General features: G+C 61.4%; 14 protein-coding genes. 11 read left to right on the forward strand and 3 right to left on the reverse strand.

Going from position 1 to position 19,450, the window contains the following annotated elements:
• The first annotated feature begins 22 nt into the window (after positions 1 to 22).
• The 11 genes from FHT84_RS27695 to FHT84_RS27745 all read left to right on the forward strand — a co-directional run bounded on the left by FHT84_RS27695 (position 23) and on the right by FHT84_RS27745 (position 12,050).
• Positions 23 to 976, forward strand: coding sequence for a glutathione S-transferase family protein (locus FHT84_RS27695; RefSeq protein WP_113250797.1), 954 nt, complete (start codon positions 23 to 25; stop codon positions 974 to 976).
• Positions 977 to 1,040: 64 nt separating this feature from the next.
• The gene (locus FHT84_RS27700; protein WP_113250796.1) at positions 1,041 to 2,459 is read left to right on the forward strand and encodes a pyridoxal-dependent decarboxylase; all 1,419 of its coding nucleotides are present in this window, start codon (positions 1,041 to 1,043) and stop codon (positions 2,457 to 2,459) included.
• Between the two features lie 134 nt (positions 2,460 to 2,593).
• Entirely contained in the window at positions 2,594 to 3,436 is an 843-nt protein-coding gene (locus FHT84_RS27705) for a fumarylacetoacetate hydrolase family protein (RefSeq protein ID WP_112339894.1), read from the forward strand.
• A gap of 293 nt (positions 3,437 to 3,729) precedes the next feature.
• Positions 3,730 to 5,007: a polyhydroxyalkanoate depolymerase gene (gene phaZ, locus FHT84_RS27710; RefSeq protein WP_113250795.1), complete on the forward strand. Its 1,278-nt coding sequence runs from the start codon at positions 3,730 to 3,732 to the stop codon at positions 5,005 to 5,007.
• A 322-nt stretch (positions 5,008 to 5,329) separates the two neighbouring features.
• The gene (locus tag FHT84_RS27715; protein ID WP_112339896.1) at positions 5,330 to 5,767 is read left to right on the forward strand and encodes a DUF2852 domain-containing protein; all 438 of its coding nucleotides are present in this window, start codon (positions 5,330 to 5,332) and stop codon (positions 5,765 to 5,767) included.
• Between the two features lie 89 nt (positions 5,768 to 5,856).
• Positions 5,857 to 6,618 (forward strand): SprT family zinc-dependent metalloprotease, encoded by a 762-nt coding sequence (locus tag FHT84_RS27720; protein WP_183765210.1) that lies wholly within the window; start codon positions 5,857 to 5,859, stop codon positions 6,616 to 6,618.
• Between the two features lie 291 nt (positions 6,619 to 6,909).
• Positions 6,910 to 7,584 (forward strand): phosphoribosylanthranilate isomerase, encoded by a 675-nt coding sequence (locus FHT84_RS27725; RefSeq protein WP_112339898.1) that lies wholly within the window; start codon positions 6,910 to 6,912, stop codon positions 7,582 to 7,584.
• A complete protein-coding gene (gene trpB / locus FHT84_RS27730) occupies positions 7,581 to 8,795 on the forward strand; it encodes a tryptophan synthase subunit beta (RefSeq protein WP_112339899.1) in 1,215 nt (404 codons plus the stop codon). The genes FHT84_RS27725 and trpB overlap by 4 nt, the downstream gene beginning before the upstream one ends.
• A 10-nt stretch (positions 8,796 to 8,805) precedes the next feature.
• Positions 8,806 to 9,645 carry a tryptophan synthase subunit alpha gene (gene trpA, locus FHT84_RS27735; protein WP_112339900.1) on the forward strand — a complete coding sequence of 280 codons (840 nt, stop codon included), beginning with the start codon at positions 8,806 to 8,808 and terminating at the stop codon, positions 9,643 to 9,645.
• A 108-nt stretch (positions 9,646 to 9,753) separates the two neighbouring features.
• Positions 9,754 to 10,665: an acetyl-CoA carboxylase, carboxyltransferase subunit beta gene (gene accD / locus FHT84_RS27740; protein ID WP_113250793.1), complete on the forward strand. Its 912-nt coding sequence runs from the start codon at positions 9,754 to 9,756 to the stop codon at positions 10,663 to 10,665.
• A gap of 32 nt (positions 10,666 to 10,697) precedes the next feature.
• On the forward strand, positions 10,698 to 12,050 hold the full coding sequence (locus tag FHT84_RS27745; protein ID WP_246698652.1) for a folylpolyglutamate synthase/dihydrofolate synthase family protein: 1,353 nt from the start codon (positions 10,698 to 10,700) through the stop codon (positions 12,048 to 12,050).
• A 252-nt stretch (positions 12,051 to 12,302) separates the two neighbouring features.
• Here the strand turns inward: FHT84_RS27745 and trxA are convergent, their stop codons facing one another.
• The 3 genes from trxA to addB all read right to left on the reverse strand — a co-directional run bounded on the left by trxA (position 12,303) and on the right by addB (position 19,449).
• A complete protein-coding gene (gene trxA / locus FHT84_RS27750) occupies positions 12,303 to 12,623 on the reverse strand; it encodes a thioredoxin (RefSeq protein ID WP_112339902.1) in 321 nt (106 codons plus the stop codon).
• A gap of 75 nt (positions 12,624 to 12,698) precedes the next feature.
• Positions 12,699 to 16,265 carry a double-strand break repair helicase AddA gene (addA, locus tag FHT84_RS27755; protein WP_183765207.1) on the reverse strand — a complete coding sequence of 1,189 codons (3,567 nt, stop codon included), beginning with the start codon at positions 16,263 to 16,265 and terminating at the stop codon, positions 12,699 to 12,701.
• Positions 16,258 to 19,449, reverse strand: a complete 3,192-nt coding sequence (gene addB / locus FHT84_RS27760) for a double-strand break repair protein AddB (protein WP_183765204.1) — start codon at positions 19,447 to 19,449, stop codon at positions 16,258 to 16,260. Before addB ends, addA begins: the two co-directional genes overlap by 8 nt.
• Position 19,450 lies beyond the last annotated feature (1 nt).

Genomic DNA, 19,450 nt, shown 5'->3' on the forward strand with positions numbered 1-19,450 from the left:
GCGCGCGAGTGGAGACAGAGCCTTGCTGGTAAATGGGAAATGGACTGAGGATTGGCAGCCGGTCCAGGCAAAGGATGAGAAGGGCGGCTTCGTCCGCCAGACTTCGAGCTTTCGCAATTGGGTCACGTCCGATGGCCGCGCAGGACCGACGGGCGAAGGCGGGTTCAAAGCTGAGGCTGGCCGTTATCATCTTTATGTCGCGCTGATCTGCCCCTGGGCGTCGCGGACCCTGATCGGTCGCAAACTGAAGGGGCTGGAAGAGGCCATTTCCGTTTCCATCGTCGAACCTGCCCTGTCCAAACAAGGCTGGCGGTTCGGCGAATATCCAGGCGCCACGAACGATGCCATCAACGGCGCCACCTATATGCACGAGATCTATACGAAAGCCGATCCGGCCTTCACCGGCCGCGCCACGGTGCCAGTCCTATGGGACAAGCGCACCGGTACAATCGTCAACAACGAGTCATCCGATATCCTGCGCATGCTGAATGACGGTTTCGGCGATCTCGCAAGGCATGACATCGATCTTTATCCGGCCGGAAAGCGCGACGAAATCGACGGTTTCAATGCCCGGATCTATCCCGCTCTCAACAACGGCGTCTATCGCGCAGGCTTCGCTACGACGCAGATCGCTTATGAGGAAGCCTTCAATGAAGTCTTCAATTGCCTCGATCAGGTCGAGACCGAGCTGGAAGGCAAGGATTTCCTCTTTGCTATCAATCCTACCGAAAGCGATATCAGGCTCTTCGTCACCCTCGTCCGTTTCGACCTCGCCTATCACGGCCTGTTCAAATGCAATCTCCGCCGGCTGTCGGATTACGCCAACCTCCAGTCCTTCTGCCGTCGCATGCTGGATTGGCCGGGGATTGCCGAAACCGTCAGCTTCGATCATATCAAGCGCGGCTACTACTCGATTTCGACGCTCAATCCCAGTGGCATCGTACCGCTAGGACCTGCTCTCGACGAGCTGTTCTGATACTCGACCACATATCAAAACCGGTCTAAGGTCCGCCTCGTTCGATGGAATAGGGAGGGCCGTCATGGATTGGGAAGAGTTCCGGCAGTGGTCGGAGAAGGCGGCACATTGGGGAGCCGATTACCGCGCATCGCTTCGCGACAGACCGGTCCGGGCGAAGATGGCACCGGGCGAAATATCGGCGCATATAGCTGATTCTCCACCGGACACGGGCGAAGCCATGGAGGATATCTTCAGCGATTTTGAGGATATCCTCGTGCCTGGCATGACGCACTGGCAACACCCGCGCTTCTTTGCCTATTTCCCAGCCAACGCCGCTCCTGTCTCGGTGGTTGCCGAATATCTGGTCAGCGCCATCGCCGCCCAATGCATGCTCTGGCAGACATCGCCCTCCGCGACCGAACTTGAAACGAAGGTCGTCGATTGGCTGCGACAGGCGCTCGGCCTGCCGGAAACCTTCACCGGCGTCATTCAGGATTCCGCTTCGACCGCCACGCTTGCCGCCGTCCTCGTGATGCGCGAGAGGGCGCTGGACTGGCAGGGCAACAAAAGCGGCCTTGCGACAAACAAGGCAGTGCGCATCTATTCTACAGATCAGGTCCACACTTCAATTGACCGTGCCATCTGGATTGCCGGTGTCGGGCAGGAAAATCTGGTGCGGATTCCCTCTGGTGGTCCCAACAAGGCTATGGATCCGAAAGCACTTGCCGATGCGATCGAGCGTGATCGCGCTGCCGGGCTGCTGCCGGCCGGCGTCATCGCCTGCGTCGGTGGCACCAGCGTCGGCGCCTGTGACGATGTCGCTGCTGTCGTCAAAGTGGCCCATGCGCACGGACTTTATGTGCATGTCGATGCCGCCTGGGCGGGCTCGGCGATGATCTGCCCCGAGTTCCGCACCCTGTGGCAAGGCGTCGAGCAGGCCGATTCCGTGGTCTTCAACCCGCATAAGTGGCTTGGCGCGCAATTCGATTGCTCTGTCCAGTTCGTTCGCGAGCCGGAGACGCTGGTCCGAACACTGGCGATCCAGCCCGAATATCTGCGCACGCATGGCCATGACGGCATCATCAATTACTCGGAATGGTCCGTGCCGCTTGGGCGCCGCTTTCGCGCACTAAAGCTCTGGTTCCTGTTGCGCTATCACGGCTTGGAAGGATTGCGGACGATGATCCGCAACCATGTGTCCTGGTCGCAGAATCTGGCTAAGCGTCTTGCTGCCGAGCCTGATTTCGAAATCGTCACCGAGCCCTTTCTGTCGCTGTTCTCTTTCGATCACAAGGCGCCTGCGGGTGTCGGTCAGGAAGAGCACACACAGCGACTGATTACGGCTATCAATAACGACGGCCGCATCTACCTGACGCAGACTCGTGTCGGCGGCCGGCTGGTCATTCGCTTCCAGGCCGGCCAGTTCGAGTCGACGGTTGATGATATCGCCATGGCTTTCGACGTCATCGTCGAAATCGCCAGGTCATTATCCCCGAACTAGAAAAGCTGTTTTTCCAGCGCGAAGCCCCCGAGCCATGCTAGGCTCTCGAAAATCGATTGATGACACTGGTGAATAATTCGTTCATATATGATGTTATCAATCTCGTCCTTTGAAAATGCAGGGAAGGAAAATCCATGAAATTGTTGCGTGTTGGCGAAGCCGGCAAGGAAAAGCCGGCGCTTCTGGATAGCGACGGCAAGATCCGCGATCTCTCCGCCCATGTCGCCGATATCGGCGGCGAGGCCATTTCGCCCGCAGGTCTTGCGAAGATCGCAGCCCTTGATCCGAAAAGCCTACCTGAATTGCCGGAAGGCCGTCTCGGCGCTTGCGTTGCTGGCACCGGCAAGTTCATCTGCATCGGCCTGAATTTCTCGGATCACGCCGCCGAAACCGGCGCCACCGTGCCGCCGGAGCCGATCATTTTCATGAAGGCAAGCTCGGCCATCGTCGGCCCGAACGACAACGTGCTGATCCCGCGCGGCTCTGAGAAGACCGACTGGGAAGTCGAGCTCGGCGTCGTCATCGGCAAGACGGCGAAATATGTCAGCGAAGCTGACGCGCTCGACTATGTCGCCGGTTACTGCGTTTCCCACGATGTCTCCGAACGCGCGTTCCAGACCGAGCGTTCCGGACAGTGGACCAAAGGCAAGTCCTGCGACACCTTCGGCCCGATCGGTCCCTGGCTCGTTACCAAGGATGAGATTGCCGATCCGCAGAATCTCGGCATGTGGCTGAAGGTCAACGGCAAGATGATGCAGAACGGTTCGACCAAGACGATGGTCTACGGCGTCGCTTACCTCGTTTCCTATCTCAGCCAGTTCATGTCGCTGCATCCGGGCGACATCATTTCCACCGGCACACCTCCCGGCGTCGGCATGGGCATGAAACCGCCTCAGTATCTGAAGCCTGGCGATGTCGTCGAGCTCGGCATGGAAGGCTTGGGCACGCAGCGCCAGACCTTCCTCGCCGACGCGTAAGGCCTGCGAAACTCAGGAACTTTAACCTTTCGAGATCATTGTTGATGCCGGGGAAGCGATTCTCCGGCGTTTTTTATAGATAAGAACCAATTGTAGTTATGTTGCTCTGCAGCAAAAACTGCTAGGTTGGATCATAGTAAGGATGAGGATCGCGCCCGAGAGCCGTGTCCTCCTGCTGCACAGCGCGACCGGAGGAGCGCCGCAGCGAGGCAGCGACACGCAAGGCGCGTGCGCTTCAATGATTTAAGTGATTTGCGCGGCGAAATGCCCGTATCGCAAGAGGTAAAGCCCCCATGTTTTATCAGTTTTACGAACTCAATCACGCCGCTCTCGCACCTTTTCGTGCCGCGGCGGACATGATGCGCCTGGCCTATTCCAATCCGCTTAATCCACTTTCGCATACGGCGTTCGGCCGCACCTTGACGGCCAGTCTAGAGGTTTTCGAGCGCACCACTCGGCGCTACGGCAAGCCGGAATTCGGACTTCCGGAGACGACGATCGACGACAAATCGGTCTCAGTGCATGAAAAGATTGTCTGGAAGAAGCCCTTCTGCAATCTCATCCATTTCGAGCGCAGCCTGCCCGCCGGCCACAGCGCCGATCCGCGCATCCTGATCGTCGCGCCGATGTCGGGCCACTATGCGACGCTGCTGCGCGGCACGGTGGAAGCCCTGCTGCCGGGCGCCGATGTCTATATTACCGACTGGATCGATGCCCGCATGGTGCCGATGACCGAAGGCACGTTCGATCTCGACGACTATATCGATTACGTCATCGAAATGCTGCACCATCTCGGGCCAGATACGCATGTCGTGGCCGTCTGCCAGCCCTCGGTGCCGGTCCTGGCCGCCGCTGCCGTGATGGAAGCGGCGGGCGATCGCCTGGCGCCGTCGTCGATGACGTTGATGGGTGGCCCGATCGATACCCGCATCAATCCGACCGCCGTCAACCAGCTTGCCAAGGAAAAGCCGCTGGAATGGTTTGCCGACAATGTCGTCATGAACGTGCCCTGGCCGCAGCCGGGCTTCATGCGGCCCGTCTATCCCGGCTTCCTGCAGCTTTCCGGCTTCATGTCGATGAATCTTGATCGCCATATGATCGCTCACAAGGACTTCTTCGTACACCTCGTCAAGAATGACGGCGAGCCGGCCGAGAAGCATCGCGATTTCTACGACGAATATCTGGCGGTCATGGATCTGACGGCGGAATTCTATCTGCAAACGGTCGATCAGGTCTTCATCAAGCATGCGCTTCCCAAGGGCGAGCTCATGCATCGCGGCGAACGGGTCGATCCCTCCGCCATCCGCAACATTGCGCTTCTGACTGTCGAAGGCGAGAACGACGATATTTCCGGTGTCGGCCAGACGCATGCGGCACAGACCATCTGCACCAATATCCCCGACCATATGCGCATGCACTATCTGCAGCCGGATGTCGGCCATTACGGAGTCTTCAACGGTTCGCGTTTTCGCCGCGAGATCGCGCCGCGCATTCTGGCCTTCACCCGCGAGCATGCCCGCACCGGCCGGCCGGTGGTCAAACGGGTCATCAAGGGCGGAAAATCTGCCTGAGAGACAGTAAAATCAAACGGATAGAGCGGTTCGGAGCTTCGTTGGAAGCCGAACCGCTTTTGCTGTGCAAACTATTAGCTTTTGTTGAATTATCCGCGCCGATTCAAACACTTGTCCGATTCCGCCTGGCGATCCCATTGAAGCCTCACGAAGAGGTTACCATCTCGATTCCGGCGGTACCGCAGAGATGATCGGGCCGTTTACCGCGCCGCGCGTCCTTGGAACGCGCTGAGATGCAGGTAGAGCTTTAAAAACCGCGCAGAAGCCTTTCCATCGATCGCTGTCGGTCGAGGGGCGATGCGCCGTGCGAGGATACCTGACAATGAACCAATCTGCATTGCTTCGCCCGGATTGGACTCCGGCTACTATTGCCTTGATGGTGCTTGGCTTCGTGGTCTTCTGGCCGCTGGGCTTTGCCATGCTCGCCTATATTCTCTTCGGAGAACGTTTGCGGGAATTCAAACGCGACGTGAACGAAAGGACCGATGGCATGTTTGCCGGCTGCGGCCGTCATCGCGGCCGTCACCGTCATTCCTTCTCCACCGGCAACGTCGCCTTCGACGACTGGCGCAAGGCTGAACTCGAGCGCCTCGAAGAGGAGCGCCGCAAGCTCGACGAGATGCGCGCCGAGTTCGACACCTATGTCCGCGAGCTGCGCCGTGCCAAGGATCAGGAGGAGTTCGACCGTTTCATGCGCGAGCGCAACAGCGTCAAGCGCAATGACAATGGCGGTTCGCCGACCGAATTCCAGACGCCGTGACGGAAGTTCCGTCGCGAGGTCAAAACCGGCATCAAACGATGCCGGTTTTTCTTTGCCAGAAATCCCTGCGAATCATATAAAATTGCCTCATGTTTCCGCTGCTCTCCAGATCCCGCAAATCGCAAGCCAAGCTGGCCGCGCCGGAAACGCGCACGCTCGATGTCGCCGGCCGGCTGATGCCGCTGACAATCCGTCAGCACGAGCGAGCCACGCGCATTACGCTCCGGATCGAGCCCGGCGGCAGGTCGCTGAAGATGACCATTCCACGTGGGTTGGCGGCACGCGAGGTCAATGCCTTCCTCGACCGGCACCAGGGCTGGCTGCTGACGAAGCTTGCAAAATTCTCCGTCGACACGAGTCTGCGCAGCGGCAGCGAAATCCTTCTGCGCGGCGTGCGCCACCGGATCGAGCATACCGGAACCCTGCGCGGCCTCACCGAAGCCATCGTCGTCGAGGGCGTTCCGGTGCTGCGCGTCAGCGGCCTGCCGGAACATGCCGGCCGCCGCATCGCCACTTTCCTGAAGAAGGAGGCTCGCGCCGATCTCGAAAAGCTTGTGGCTGTCCACGCCAGGGCCATCCGCGCCAGCGTCACGTCCATCACCATGAAGGATACCCGCAGCCGCTGGGGCTCCTGCTCCTCGCAAGGGAACCTGAGCTTCTCCTGGCGCATCGTCATGGCGCCGCCTTTGGTCATCGATTACCTCGCCGCCCATGAAGTCGCGCATTTGCGCGAAATGAACCACGGCCCGCGCTTCTGGGCCCTCTGCCGCAAGCTTTGCCCCGCCATGGACGAGGCCAAAGCCTGGCTGAAACGCCATGGCAGCCAGCTGCACGCGATTGATTTTGATTGAACTGCATAATGGCGCGCAAGGCATTCGCGTATAGGCAGGTTGGACCCTCATCCGTCCTCTCACAGTTCGCTTCGCTCAACTGTTCGAGTCCACCTCTCCCCGCCTCTCGACAAGCTCAGGACGGAGCGAAGGATTTGGCGCTGTCGTCCCCCTCTGCCCGTCAAAACGGGGAGAGGGCCGGGGTGAGGGGCACTTTCTATTTCATATGCGATGGCTCTGGAACACCGCAAAAATCCCGCTAACGTCGCCTTTAGGCTCGACTCTTGCGAAATTTCGTGTCACTCCGCTGCCATGAACCCCGATATCAAAATTTGTGGTCTGAAGACGCCGGAAGCGGTGGATCGTGCTCTTGAGCGCGGCGCCACCCATATCGGCTTTATCTTCTTTGAAAAGAGCCCGCGCTATATCGAGCCGGATCTCGCCGGTGAGCTTGCCGAGCGCGCACGCGGCAAGGCGAAGGTCGTTGCCGTTACGGTCAATCCGTCGAATGACGATCTCGACGAGATCATGTCGCTAGTGAAGCCGGATATGCTGCAGCTCCACGGCAATGAGAGCCCCGAACGTGTCTTGACCATCAAAGCGGTCTATAATGTCCCCGTCATGAAGGCCATGTCGGTGCGCGATGCTGACGATCTGAAGCGGGTGGAATCCTATATCGGCATCGCCGACCGCTTCCTGTTCGACGCCAAGCCGCCTGTTGGTTCGGAGCTGCCGGGTGGAAACGGCGTGTCCTTCGATTGGAGCCTGATGAACTGGGTCGACGATCGCGTGGACTATATGCTGTCGGGCGGTGTCAACAAGGACAATGTCGCCGAGGCGCTAGCCTCCACCAGGGCCAGCGGTATCGATCTTTCCTCCGCGCTGGAAAGTGCGCCTGGTGTGAAGGATCTTGGCAAGATCGACCAGTTTTTCGACGCTTTTGCAGAAGCATGTCTGCCGGAACCGGCAGCAGGGAGTAGAAAGTGAACCAGACGCCTAAACCCAATTCCTTCCGCTCCGGCCCCGACGAGGACGGCCGTTTCGGCATTTACGGCGGCCGTTTCGTAGCCGAAACGCTTATGCCGCTGATCCTGGATCTGCAGGAGGAATGGGCGAAAGCGAAGGACGATCCGGCCTTCCAGGCGGAGCTGAAGGCTCTCGGCGCCCATTATATCGGCCGCCCGAGCCCGCTTTATTTCGCCGAGCGCCTGACGGCCGAGCTTGGCGGCGCCAAGATCTATTTCAAGCGTGAGGAGCTGAACCACACCGGTTCGCACAAGATCAACAACTGCATCGGTCAGATCCTACTCGCCAAGCGCATGGGCAAGACCCGCATCATTGCCGAAACCGGCGCCGGCCAGCATGGCGTGGCATCGGCGACCGTTGCCGCCCGCTTCGGCCTGCCCTGCGTCGTCTACATGGGCGCGACCGATGTCGAGCGCCAGGCGCCGAACGTCTTCCGCATGAAGCTCTTGGGCGCCGAGGTCATTCCGGTAACGGCCGGCAGCGGCACGCTGAAGGACGCCATGAACGAAGCCCTTCGTGATTGGGTTACCAATGTCGAAGACACCTATTACCTGATCGGCACGGCCGCCGGGCCGCACCCCTATCCGGAAATGGTTCGCGATTTCCAGGCCGTGATCGGCACCGAAGCCCGCGCGCAGATCCTGGAAGCCGAAGGCCGCCTGCCGGATCTGGTCATCGCGGCCGTCGGCGGCGGCTCGAATGCCATCGGCATCTTCCATCCCTTCCTCGATGACGAGGGCGTCAAGATCGTCGGCGTCGAAGCAGGCGGCAAGGGTTTGCAGGGCGATGAGCATTGCGCCTCGATCACTGCCGGCTCGCCCGGCGTGCTGCATGGCAACCGCACCTATCTGCTGCAGGATGGCGACGGCCAGATCAAAGAAGGTCATTCGATTTCGGCTGGTCTCGACTATCCCGGCATCGGCCCGGAACATTCCTGGCTGAACGATATCGGCCGCGCCGAATATGTGCCGATCATGGACCATGAGGCGCTCGAAGCCTTCCAGATGCTGACGCGCCTCGAAGGCATCATTCCGGCGCTCGAGCCGAGCCATGCGCTCGCCGAAGTGATCAAGCGTGCCCCGAAGATGGGCAAGGACCAGATCATCCTGATGAACCTCTCCGGCCGTGGCGACAAGGACATCTTCACCGTCGGCAAGATTCTGGGAATGTGAGTTAGACGCCATGACCGCACGTATGGACAAACGCTTCGCCGCTTTGAAGGCAGAAGGCCGCCCGGCACTCGTCACCTATTTCATGGGCGGCGATCCCGACTACGAGACCTCGCTCGGCATCATGAAGGCGTTGCCGGAAGCCGGCGCCGACGTCATCGAACTCGGCATGCCCTTTTCCGACCCCATGGCTGACGGCCCGGCGATCCAGCTTGCCGGCCAGCGCGCCCTGAAGGCCGGACAGACGCTGAAGAAGACGCTGCAGCTCGCCGCCGATTTCCGTAAAGTCGATGCCGATACGCCGATCGTGATGATGGGCTATTACAATCCGATCTATATTTACGGCGTCGAGAAGTTCCTCGATGACGCGCTTGCCGCTGGGATCGACGGCCTGATTGTGGTCGACCTGCCGCCGGAAATGGATGACGAGCTCTGCATTCCGGCGATCCGCAAGGGCATCAACTTCATTCGCCTCGCAACACCGACCACCGACGATAAGCGCCTGCCGGCGGTTCTGAAGAACACGACCGGTTTCGTCTACTATGTCTCGATGAATGGCATCACCGGTTCGGCTCTACCGGATCCGTCGCTGGTTTCCGGCGCCGTCACGCGCATCAAGCAGCACACGGACCTGCCGGTCTGCGTCGGCTTCGGTGTCAAGACGGCCGAGCACGCCAAGCTGATCGGCGCTGCCGCCGATGGCGTCGTTGTCGGCACCGCGATCGTCAACCAGATCGCCACCAGTCTCACCAAGGACGGCAAGGCAACGGCCGATACCATCCAGGCCGTGGCCACCCTGGTGCGCGGTCTGTCGACAGGCACTCGTTCCGCCCGCCTTGTTGCCGCCGAATAGTTTCCCCATATAGGCCCTTCGGCAATCCGCTGCGGATTGAGGAAAAGGCCTATGGGCATTTGGTGACGACTGAGCTATCGATTAATTCGGTCGATTAGGAGTTTCGAATTGAACTGGATCACGAACTACGTCCGCCCGCGGATCAATTCCATGCTGGGCCGCCGCGAGGTTCCGGAGAATCTCTGGATCAAATGTCCGGAAACCGGCGAAATGGTCTTCCACAAGGATCTGGAAGAGAACAAGTGGGTTATCCCCGCATCCGGCTTCCATATGAAGATGCCGGCCAAGGCACGTCTTGCCGATCTCTTCGACAACGGCGAATACGAAGCCCTGCCGCAGCCGAAGGTCGCGCAGGACCCGCTGAAGTTCCGCGACTCGAAGAAATACACCGATCGCCTCAAGGATAGCCGCCTGAAGACCGAGCAGGAAGATACGATCCTCTCCGGCCTCGGCAAGGTTCGCGGCTTGAAGCTCGTCGCCATCGTGCATGAGTTCAACTTCATCGGCGGTTCGCTCGGCATGGCAGCAGGTGAAGCCATCGTAAAGGCTTTCGAGCGCGCGATTGCCGAAAAATGCCCCGTCGTGATGTTCCCGGCTTCGGGCGGCGCCCGCATGCAGGAGGGCATCCTGTCACTGATGCAGTTGCCGCGCACGACCGTTGCCGTCGATTTGCTGAAGGAATCGGGCCAACCCTATGTCGTGGTTCTGACCAATCCGACGACCGGTGGCGTCACGGCTTCCTACGCCATGCTCGGCGATATCCATCTCGCCGAACCCGGCGCCGAAATCGGCTTTGCCGGCAAGCGCGTGATCGAGCAAACGCTGCGGGAAAAGCTTCCCGAGGGCTTCCAGACCTCGGAATACCTGCTGGAGCACGGCATGGTGGACATGGTCGTCAAGCGTCACGACATTCCGGACACTTTGGCGACGCTTCTGAGGATCCTGACCAAGGCGCCGGCAAACGACGTATCGGTCAAGAGCAAGAATGGCGCGGCACTGGCGATAGCAGCGAGCGCCTGACATCATCGATTGCCGACGGGCGGAGGTGCGGGATGACGTCTATGGATCAGTCCGCAATGAGCGAGGCAGCACGCGAGATAGAGAAGCTCATGGGGTTGCACCCCAAGGGCTTTGATCTTTCTCTGGAGAGAATAACAAGGCTGCTCGAAGTCCTCGGAAATCCCCACCAGAAATTGCCGCCGGTGATCCATGTTGCCGGCACCAACGGCAAGGGCTCGGTGACGGCCTTTTGCCGCGCGCTGCTCGAAGCCGGCGGCTATAGCGTTCATGTCCATACCTCGCCCCATCTCGTCAACTGGCACGAGCGCTACCGCATCGGCGTCAAGGGCGGCCGCGGCAGGCTTGTCGACGATACCGTGTTCGCCGATGTGCTGAGGCGTATCGCCCAGGCCAATGACGGGCAGAAGATCACCGTTTTCGAAATCCTGACAGCCGCGACCTTTCTCCTCTTTGCCGAGCATCCGGCCGATGTTGCCGTCATCGAGGTCGGTCTCGGCGGTCGCTTCGATGCCACCAATGTCATTTCCGATCCCGCCGTCTCGGTCATCATGCCGATTTCGCTCGATCATCAGCCCTACCTCGGCGATCGCGTCGAGCTGATCGCGGCCGAGAAAGCGGGCATCCTCAAAGCCGGCCATCCGGTCGTCATCGGCCATCAGGACTATGATGCCGCGCTCGATGTGCTGATCTCGACGGCCGAGCGGCTTCGCTGCCCGACGGCCGTGTTCGGTCAGGATTTTTCCGCCCATGAGGAATATGGCAAGCTGGTCTATCAGGACGAGTTCGGTCTGGCCGATCTGCCGCTGCCGCGCCTGCCGGGCCGTCATCAATATGGCAATGCCGCTGCCGCCATACGGGCGGTCAAGGCCGCCGGTTTCGTCGTCACCGAAGCGATGATGGAAAAAGCGATGACATCGGTCGAGTGGCCGGGACGCCTGCAGCGGCTGACGGATGGCGAGTTGCTACCGCATGCCCCCGAGCGTGCGGAAATCTGGGTCGATGGCGGCCACAATCCCGGCGCCGGCGAAGTCATCGCGGAGGCCATGGCCAATTTCGAGGAACGTCAGCCGCGGCCTCTGTTCCTGATCATCGGCATGATCAATACCAAGGATCCAGTGGGATACTTCAAGGCCTTTGCTGGCCTTGCGGAGAAGGTCTATTGCGTGCCGATCCGCGGCAGTGAAGCGATGATCGATCCGGTCATCCTGGCCAATGCCGCCTATGATGCCGGCCTCATAGGCGAGCCCATGTCTGATGTCGTCGAGGCGCTGGATGCCATCAAGGCCGTCGCAGTGCCGAACTCGTCAGCGCCGCGCATTCTGATCGGCGGTTCGCTTTATCTGGTCGGCGATGTGCTTGCGGACAACGGCACGCCGCCGCGGTGATTTTGGTCGGGTGGTCAACCATCCGCCCTCGTGCTTCGAGACGGCCTGGGGGCCTCCTCAGCATGAGGGCTAACCTTTGCGCCCAGCCGCTCCGGGCTCATTTCTTCGTTGCCTGTGCTTTGCCACGGCGACGAGCCTGCCCCATCCTTACCCTGAGGTGCGAAGCCTCGAAGGGCGAGGATGGCTCGCTCTCTCCGCACCAACAAAAAACCCCGCCGAAGCGGGGCTCTTGTTCCATGCGATCGATACGGATCAGGATGCGCTGGAAATCCAGCTCTGCAGGGCTGTCTTGGGGGCGGCGCCAACCTTGATGTCGGCAACTTCGCCGGCCTTGAACATGGCGAGCGTCGGGATCGAGCGAACGCCAAACTGGGCGGCCAGTTCCGGGTTCTCGTCGATGTTAAGCTTGGCAACCTTGACCTTGCCTTCGAACTGCACGGCGAGTTCTTCCAGAGCCGGGGCGATCATCTTGCACGGGCCGCACCATTCGGCCCAGAAATCAACGACAACAGGCTCTGCAGACTGCAGCACTTCAGTGGCGAAGTTGGAGGTATCGACTTTAACGGTAGCCATAGGCTGCTCCTTACCAGGATTTGCGGGTTGCAAGATATGTGATGGTGCGGTGCCCATATGTCAATATGTGGTATTTCACTTTGTCTCGAGCTCCGCAAGCGCCAATGCAAGCGCCCCGTCCGACAGCATGTAGATCGAGGCATTTTCGGTATAGACCAGCATGCAGTCGATGCGCTTTCCGGAGTAAAGCGGCGCAAGGATCTCGCGATAGATGGCAAGCTGTGCCTTATGCGCGAAGGGAATGGCGTTTTCCTCGTCAGGCGGCACGCGATTCGTCTTGTAGTCGAGAATGACGACACGGTCGTCGAGCACCGCGAGTCGGTCGATACGGCCAGAGACGGCATAGGACTGACTGCCGAGCTTTAGCGTGCCCATGATCGATACTTCGGCCTGCGCATGGGTGCTGAACGTGCCCTGCAGATCCGGATGCGACAGCAGCGCCATGACAGATTTTACCAGTGCCTCGCGCTCGGCCTGCGGCCAGAAGCGCGCGGCCCGTTCGGCATAGCAGCGGGCGGCATCAGCGCGTTCCTCGGGCGCGATCTCGGGCAAGGTCTGCAGCATCCGGTGAATGAAGCGGCCTTTCTGCAGGGCGCGGTCGGATTTCGCCTTCTCGCCGAAAAGCGCCGAAGTCACCAATAGATCGTCGGCTTCCTCATCGATGACGGTGCCGACGCCGGAGGGGCTGAGAGGCCGCGGCAGGCTTCGTTGCGGTGGCAGGGGGCGGTGGAGGCTGCCAGGCAGGCCAGCGCGTTCGGAACGCTTCTCATGCCCCTTAGCGGTCTCGAATTCGAGCTGGACCTGGGCAACCCGCCAGCTCAAGCCTTGCCAATCGCCATCAGGGCCGGTGAAAGTCTTCTGCGTGCAGTGCAGCTCATCGCCACGCAGGGCGGTTGAAATCATCGCATGCCAGGTATCGGCATTCTCGCGGACGCCACGGTAGCCGCAAATGATCAGCCGGTCGGCGGCGCGGGTCATGCCGACATAGAGCAGTCGGCGATATTCCTCCTCCGCCAGCGCCTGCAGCCGCGCCGTATCGGCCTGCGTCAGCGAATTGGCGAGCGCCGAGACCGGTACCCAGACCGGCAGCGGGATCTCATCTCCTCTGGTTTCGATCAGCCGCAACTTCGGCAGATGTGTGTGGGTGAAGGCCTTGCCGCCGCCATCGACGAGAAAGACGATCGGCGCTTCCAGCCCCTTCGAGGCATGCACCGTCATGATTCGCACTTCGTTGCGGCCCTTGTCCTGCTCGCGCTTGACCGTCGGCGCTTCCAACTCCAGCGTCGAGATGAAGGATTGCAGGCCGGGCAGGCCGCTCGTCTCTTGATCGAGCGTGAAGGTCAGGAATTCGTCGAGGATATCGCTGACCTCCGTGCCGAGCCGTGCCAGAAACTTCCGTCTGCCGCCGAAGCTGCCGAGCACGCGCGCATAGAAATCGTGCACGGGCAGGCTCTTCGAGAGGGCAAGGAAAGTCTTCAGCCGTTCGACCACCTGGCTGAAACGGTCGTGGCCGTCGGTTGCAAATCTCTGCAGATGGCTCCAGACGCTTTCCTCGTCATCGCGATAGGCGGCTACAGCAAAGACATCTTCCTCGCTCAGATCGAACAATGGGCTTTTCAGGAGCGCACACAGCGAGAGATCGTCCTCCGGCAGCAACAGAAAGCGGCCGAGCGCCAGAAGATCCTGAATGGCGATATGGCTGGTCAAGACAAGACGGTCGGCGCCGGCGACGGGAATGTTGCCGCGCCGCTTCAGGGCGCGGGTCAGCGCGTTGACGAAGCTGTCGCGCTTGCGCACCAGCACCAGAATGTCGCCGGCCTCGATAAAGCGGGCCTTGCCCTTCTCGATAATTGTTTCCCGCCCGACGAGATTGCCGATCGTATGTGCCATCCGTCGTGCCAGAATGGCCGCGGGTGCGCTTTCCGGCGTCGAATCGAAAGGTGCCGTCCAGTCCTCTTCCTTGGCGGCCGGCTCTGGCGCGATTATCTCCCAGAGGTCAACGGCGCCGGGGTGGCCGATGCGGCTGGAGCGGTGCACGACAGGCTCGTTGACGGCGCTAAGCCCCCGGGCATTCTCCGCACTGGTGAAGACATGATCGACGGCGCCGAGCACATCGGCCGTCGAGCGGAAGGAGAGGGGCAGGCGGATCGACGAGAATTGCTGGCCGCTCGCCGCCACGCGCCGCCTTGTGCGGTCGCTCTCCTCCGAAAATCGTTCGGGACGGGCACCCTGGAACGAATAGATCGATTGCTTCTCGTCACCCACGGCAAAGATCGTGCGCAGCGTCGGCCGGGCGCTGTCACCGGAGAAGAAATCCTCCGCCAGCGACTGGATGACGCTCCACTGGATCGGGCTCGTATCCTGCGCCTCGTCGACGAGAATGTGATCGATGCCCTGATCCAGCTTGTAGTGGATCCACGGCCCGACATCCTTCTTGGTCAGAAGGTCGGCAGTGCGGGTGATAAGGTCTTCGAAATCGAGCTGGCTGCGCCGCTTCTTCAGCTCCTCATAGTCGCGATTCAGACGATCGGCGAGAATGAGCGCAGCATGGGTGGCCCGATACATCCGCATCAGCTTCAGCCGGTCGCGGCTGGCAACGACATGGGCGCGCGCCGCAGCCACGGCATCGGCGAGGGCAGGCGCATCGGCGAGCATTGCCTTGACGAAGAACTGGCTGTCCGATTTCGGTTCGCCCTTGGCGGTCAGCATGGCCCTCTCGAGGATCTCGGCGCGGGCAAGCGGATCTGCCTCGCGTTTGGCGAGGCGCAGCGCATAAGCAACTTCCTGAGCCTTGGCACCGCCCTTCTGGTCGGCGAGCGTGAGATAAAGCTCCAGTGTTGCGCCGGACAGATCGGGCAACGGCCAATACTGCTCGGCAATGCCCGTTTCTGTCTCTCCGGGCGTGAGGCCGAGCCGGGCAAGCAACGCGGCCTCGATGCCACCTTTGCGTTCGGCTGCTTCCGTGAAACGACGGATCGCATTGCGATTGGCAACGATATCGCCGAGCAGGGTCTCGAGCCCGGACTCGTCGCCGAGATCGAGTACATAGTCGAACGCTCGCGCCAGTTCGGCATCGCCATGCGGTGTCGTTGCCGTCAGCAGCGCACGGCGGGCATCATCAAGCAGGACCTCGGCCGCTCGATCGTCGAGAACGGAGAAATGCCCGGCGACGTTTGCCTCGAGCGGGAACTGATGCAGCATGGCTTCGCAGAAGGCATGGATGGTCTGGATCTTCAGTCCACCCGGCGTTTCCAGCGCCTTGGCAAAGAGCCGCCGCGCCTCGGCAAGCTTGAAGAGATCCGGCTCGTTGCCCTCGATATCGGCGATACGTTTCTTCAATTCTTCGTCAGGCATCGTCGCCCAGGCCGCGAGCCGGTCGAAGACACGGTTCGACATTTCGGAGGCCGCGGCCTTCGTATAGGTGAGGCAGAGGATCGCCGAGGGCCGCGCGCCGGAAAGAAGCAGACGGATGACGCGCTGCGTCAGCACGTGCGTCTTTCCGGAGCCGGCATTGGCCGAAACCCAGGCTGAGCGTTCGGGATCGGAGGCGATGGACTGCTGGATGGTCGTCCAGCTGATCCAGACGCCGGGATCGTCGCTCTCGGGCAGGATGGCGATATTTTCGGCGGGAAAGTCACTCATCGCCGCCGCCTTCCTGCTCGGTCTCGGCCGTCGACCATTCCGAAACGCGGGCGAGATGATCGTAGTCACCGCCATATTCGAACTGCTGCGCCGGGATCAGCCGCGAGGAAAAGCCTTTCTCGCCCGATTGCAGCAGCGAGACGAATTTCACCAGCTGGTCCATCGATTCCTGCGCGAGATCCATAGCCGACTTCGTTTCCGTCTTGCCGCCGCGGCTGGAATGCTCGTTGTTGACCTGGTCGACCTTGAAACGATCGCCGGGCCGCAGCCGCACATAAAGCAGGTTCTCGGGGATCAGTGCGCCGATATTGCGGAAGGCGCCTGCCTTCAGCGCATAGGCTTCCAGTGCCAGCTGCGGATCGAGCAGCGCGCGCGCTTGCGGCGGCGAGGGATTGTAGCCGGTCTTGTAATCGATGAGATCGGCGCCCTTGTCGCTCTTGATATCGATGCGGTCGGCAACGCCTGTGAGACGAATGCCGATAGGCTCGATCTCGACGCCGGCAGGCACTTCCGTCGCAGTTTTGCGAACCACCGGCCGCCGTTCCGCTTCCCAATCGAGGAAGGCGCGCGCTACCTCGCGGAAACGTGGTCGCCAGACGCTGTCGATATGGACGGGCAGCTTTTCGGCATCGAAAAGCTCCGCGATGATGTGATCCATCGCCAGTGCCGCATCGGGCGTGCCAGCCACATGCCCTTCGCGGACGAAGCGATCGATGATCTTATGGTAGAGTGTGCCCCGCTCAGCCGGGCCGGGATCGCGGTTGAACGGATCGACCGGATCGAGCCGCAGCACGCGCCGGGCATAGATCGCATAGGGATCTCGTCGCAGCCGGCCCACTTCGCTAAAGGAATAGCTCTTCGGCTGCAATTCTGCAGGCGGCTTCGGAGCCGGGCGCAGCGCCGGCGCCTGGTTTTCGCCGTCATCGATCATCGCTGCCCAATGGCGATACTGGTCGCCGCGCGCCTTCATGGCCTCTTCCAGCTCCTTGCCGCCGAGTGCGATCAGCCGCTGCAGCCAGCGGGATGCGACCGTCGGCGTCGAGCCCTGTCGCAGCGCGCGGGAATAGATCAGGTCGCGCGTTCCGTTCGCCATTTCGAAATCGTGCGCCAGCTGGCCGATGCGGCGCTCGGGTGGCTCCAGTCCGATCTCGGTTTTCATGCTGCGCGAAATGAAGGGATTGTTTGCCGTTTGCCCCGGCCAGGAACCCTCGTTCAACCCTCCAAGGATCAGCGTATCGACGCTCTGCAAGCGCGCTTCCAGCGTGCCGAAGATGAAGAGACGGGGATGGCTGAGCGCCCGCGGCTTCACCGCCTGTCCCACACCGAGCGCAGCCATGATGTCGATCCACTGCACGCCATCGGCTTCAAGCTGACCTTCGGTCTCGATAACATCCCGAAGCAGGCTGGCAAGCGTATCTCCCGCCTCGCCAGACCAGAGGCCTGCCAGGCTGCCGCGCTCGTCGACGGCTGCAGCTTCAAGGGCACGGCCCGTACGCTCGGCCCAATCCGAAAGTGTTAGGAGGCTCTCTGACGCGGGCAGGGACAGCGCCGATACCAGCGGTTCGCAGGCCGCCGTCACTCGCTGGGCTAGCGCCCGCGCATGCTCGATGGCCTCGGCCGGCAGCGCTTTGCGCCATTGCGGCGCATGGCGGTCATTTGCCTGTTCTGCCACGCGGTCGTCGAGCAGGGCTTCCAGCCTGCCGATGTCGATGTTGTCGACGCCGCCCCTGAGCGCGAGGATCTCCAGCGCATCGATGCCCGGCTGGTGTATTTCTGCTGGCAGGCCGAACAAAGCGAGGGGATGTTTGAGCAGTGAGACGACGGCAACGGGATCGCCGGGTCGAAGGGATGCTTCCAGTAGCAATTGCAGCAACGTGCCCTGTGGCGTTGCGTTCAGCGGCGTGCCGGCCGAATCGTCGGCGGTGATGCCGAAACGGGCAAGCTCGGCCGTCACGCGTCGGGCGAGATTGCGGTCGGGCGTGATCAAGGCCGCCTGGCTTTCACCGCCGTTGCGCCCCGGCTTGTCCAACGCCAGCCGCAAGGCGATGGCGATCGCGGTCGCCTCCTCGCGCTCATTAGCCGCTTCTATCAGCGCCACATCGGCGAATGCATCCGGGATCGCATCGGAAGCGAGCGTCTTGCGCCAGCTTCCCCAGCCGCTCGTCGCCTTGGCCGGCGCCAGGGCGCGCGACAGGATCTGGGCCCGCATCTGCATGGTATCAGCCGCATCCGCGACAGGTTCGACATCGCGTCGGGTGACGCGCAACCGCTTCAGGAGCAGGGAAAGACCATATTGCGGATGGCTGCGCGTCGTCGGGTCTGCCCTTTCGCCGATCGATGTTTCGGGCGCCACCAGCTGCCAATCCTCTTCCGGCATCGCAAGATCGACGCCGGGCAGCACGATCACGCCTTGCGGCAGGGCCGCGACGGCCGCGATCAGCTCCGCCGTTGCCGGCACCGAGCCGGTCGAGCCTGCAACGATGACAGGCCCGGGGTGCCGCATGGTGGAGATCCGCTGCGCTTCGGCACGCAGGATGGCATTGCGGTTGCGGGCGGGCGACGATTTGCCGAGCTCTTCGAGGCGCGCCGGCCAGAAGGCGCTGGCAATCGCCAGGAATTCCGCCGTCAGCTGCCACCAGAGCGCATGATCCTCTGCGTTGAGGCTGGCAAGCTCGCTCCATTCACGATCCTCAGTCTCAAGCGAATCGATGAGCTCGGCGAGATTGCGGGCGAGCCATATGGCATCCGCCGGGCTTGCAGGCGCCACCAGCGGCGAGTCGGAGTGAATGTCGCGCACGATCTGCGGCAGTTTGTTGCGCCATGCAAGAATCAGCCGCGCCAGTTCCAAGAGCCGCGCCGTATTGGCAAGCGGCTGTGCCAGGTCGGCCGTTTCCGGCAGGGCTTCTTCGAAATAGCCGCTGTCGTCATCGGTTTCGCCGAGCGGGCGGATGACGGGCAGAATGGCGGAACGGCCGCCGAGCAGATCGACGAATTCCGACCGCAGTACGCGCGCCGCGCGCCGCGTCGGCAGGAAGATGCTGACCTTGGCGAGCGACAGCGGGTCGCTCGGATCATGGCGGAAATGTTCGGTCAACCGCCCGTCGCAGAGAGCGGACGCAAGGGTCTTCAGGAAGGGCAGGCCCGCCGGAATCGTCAGGATGCGCTGCCGGTGCCCGCCCGTCATA

Source organism: Rhizobium sp. BK289 (assembly GCF_014193575.1).
Lineage (GTDB): Bacteria > Pseudomonadota > Alphaproteobacteria > Rhizobiales > Rhizobiaceae > Rhizobium > Rhizobium tropici_C.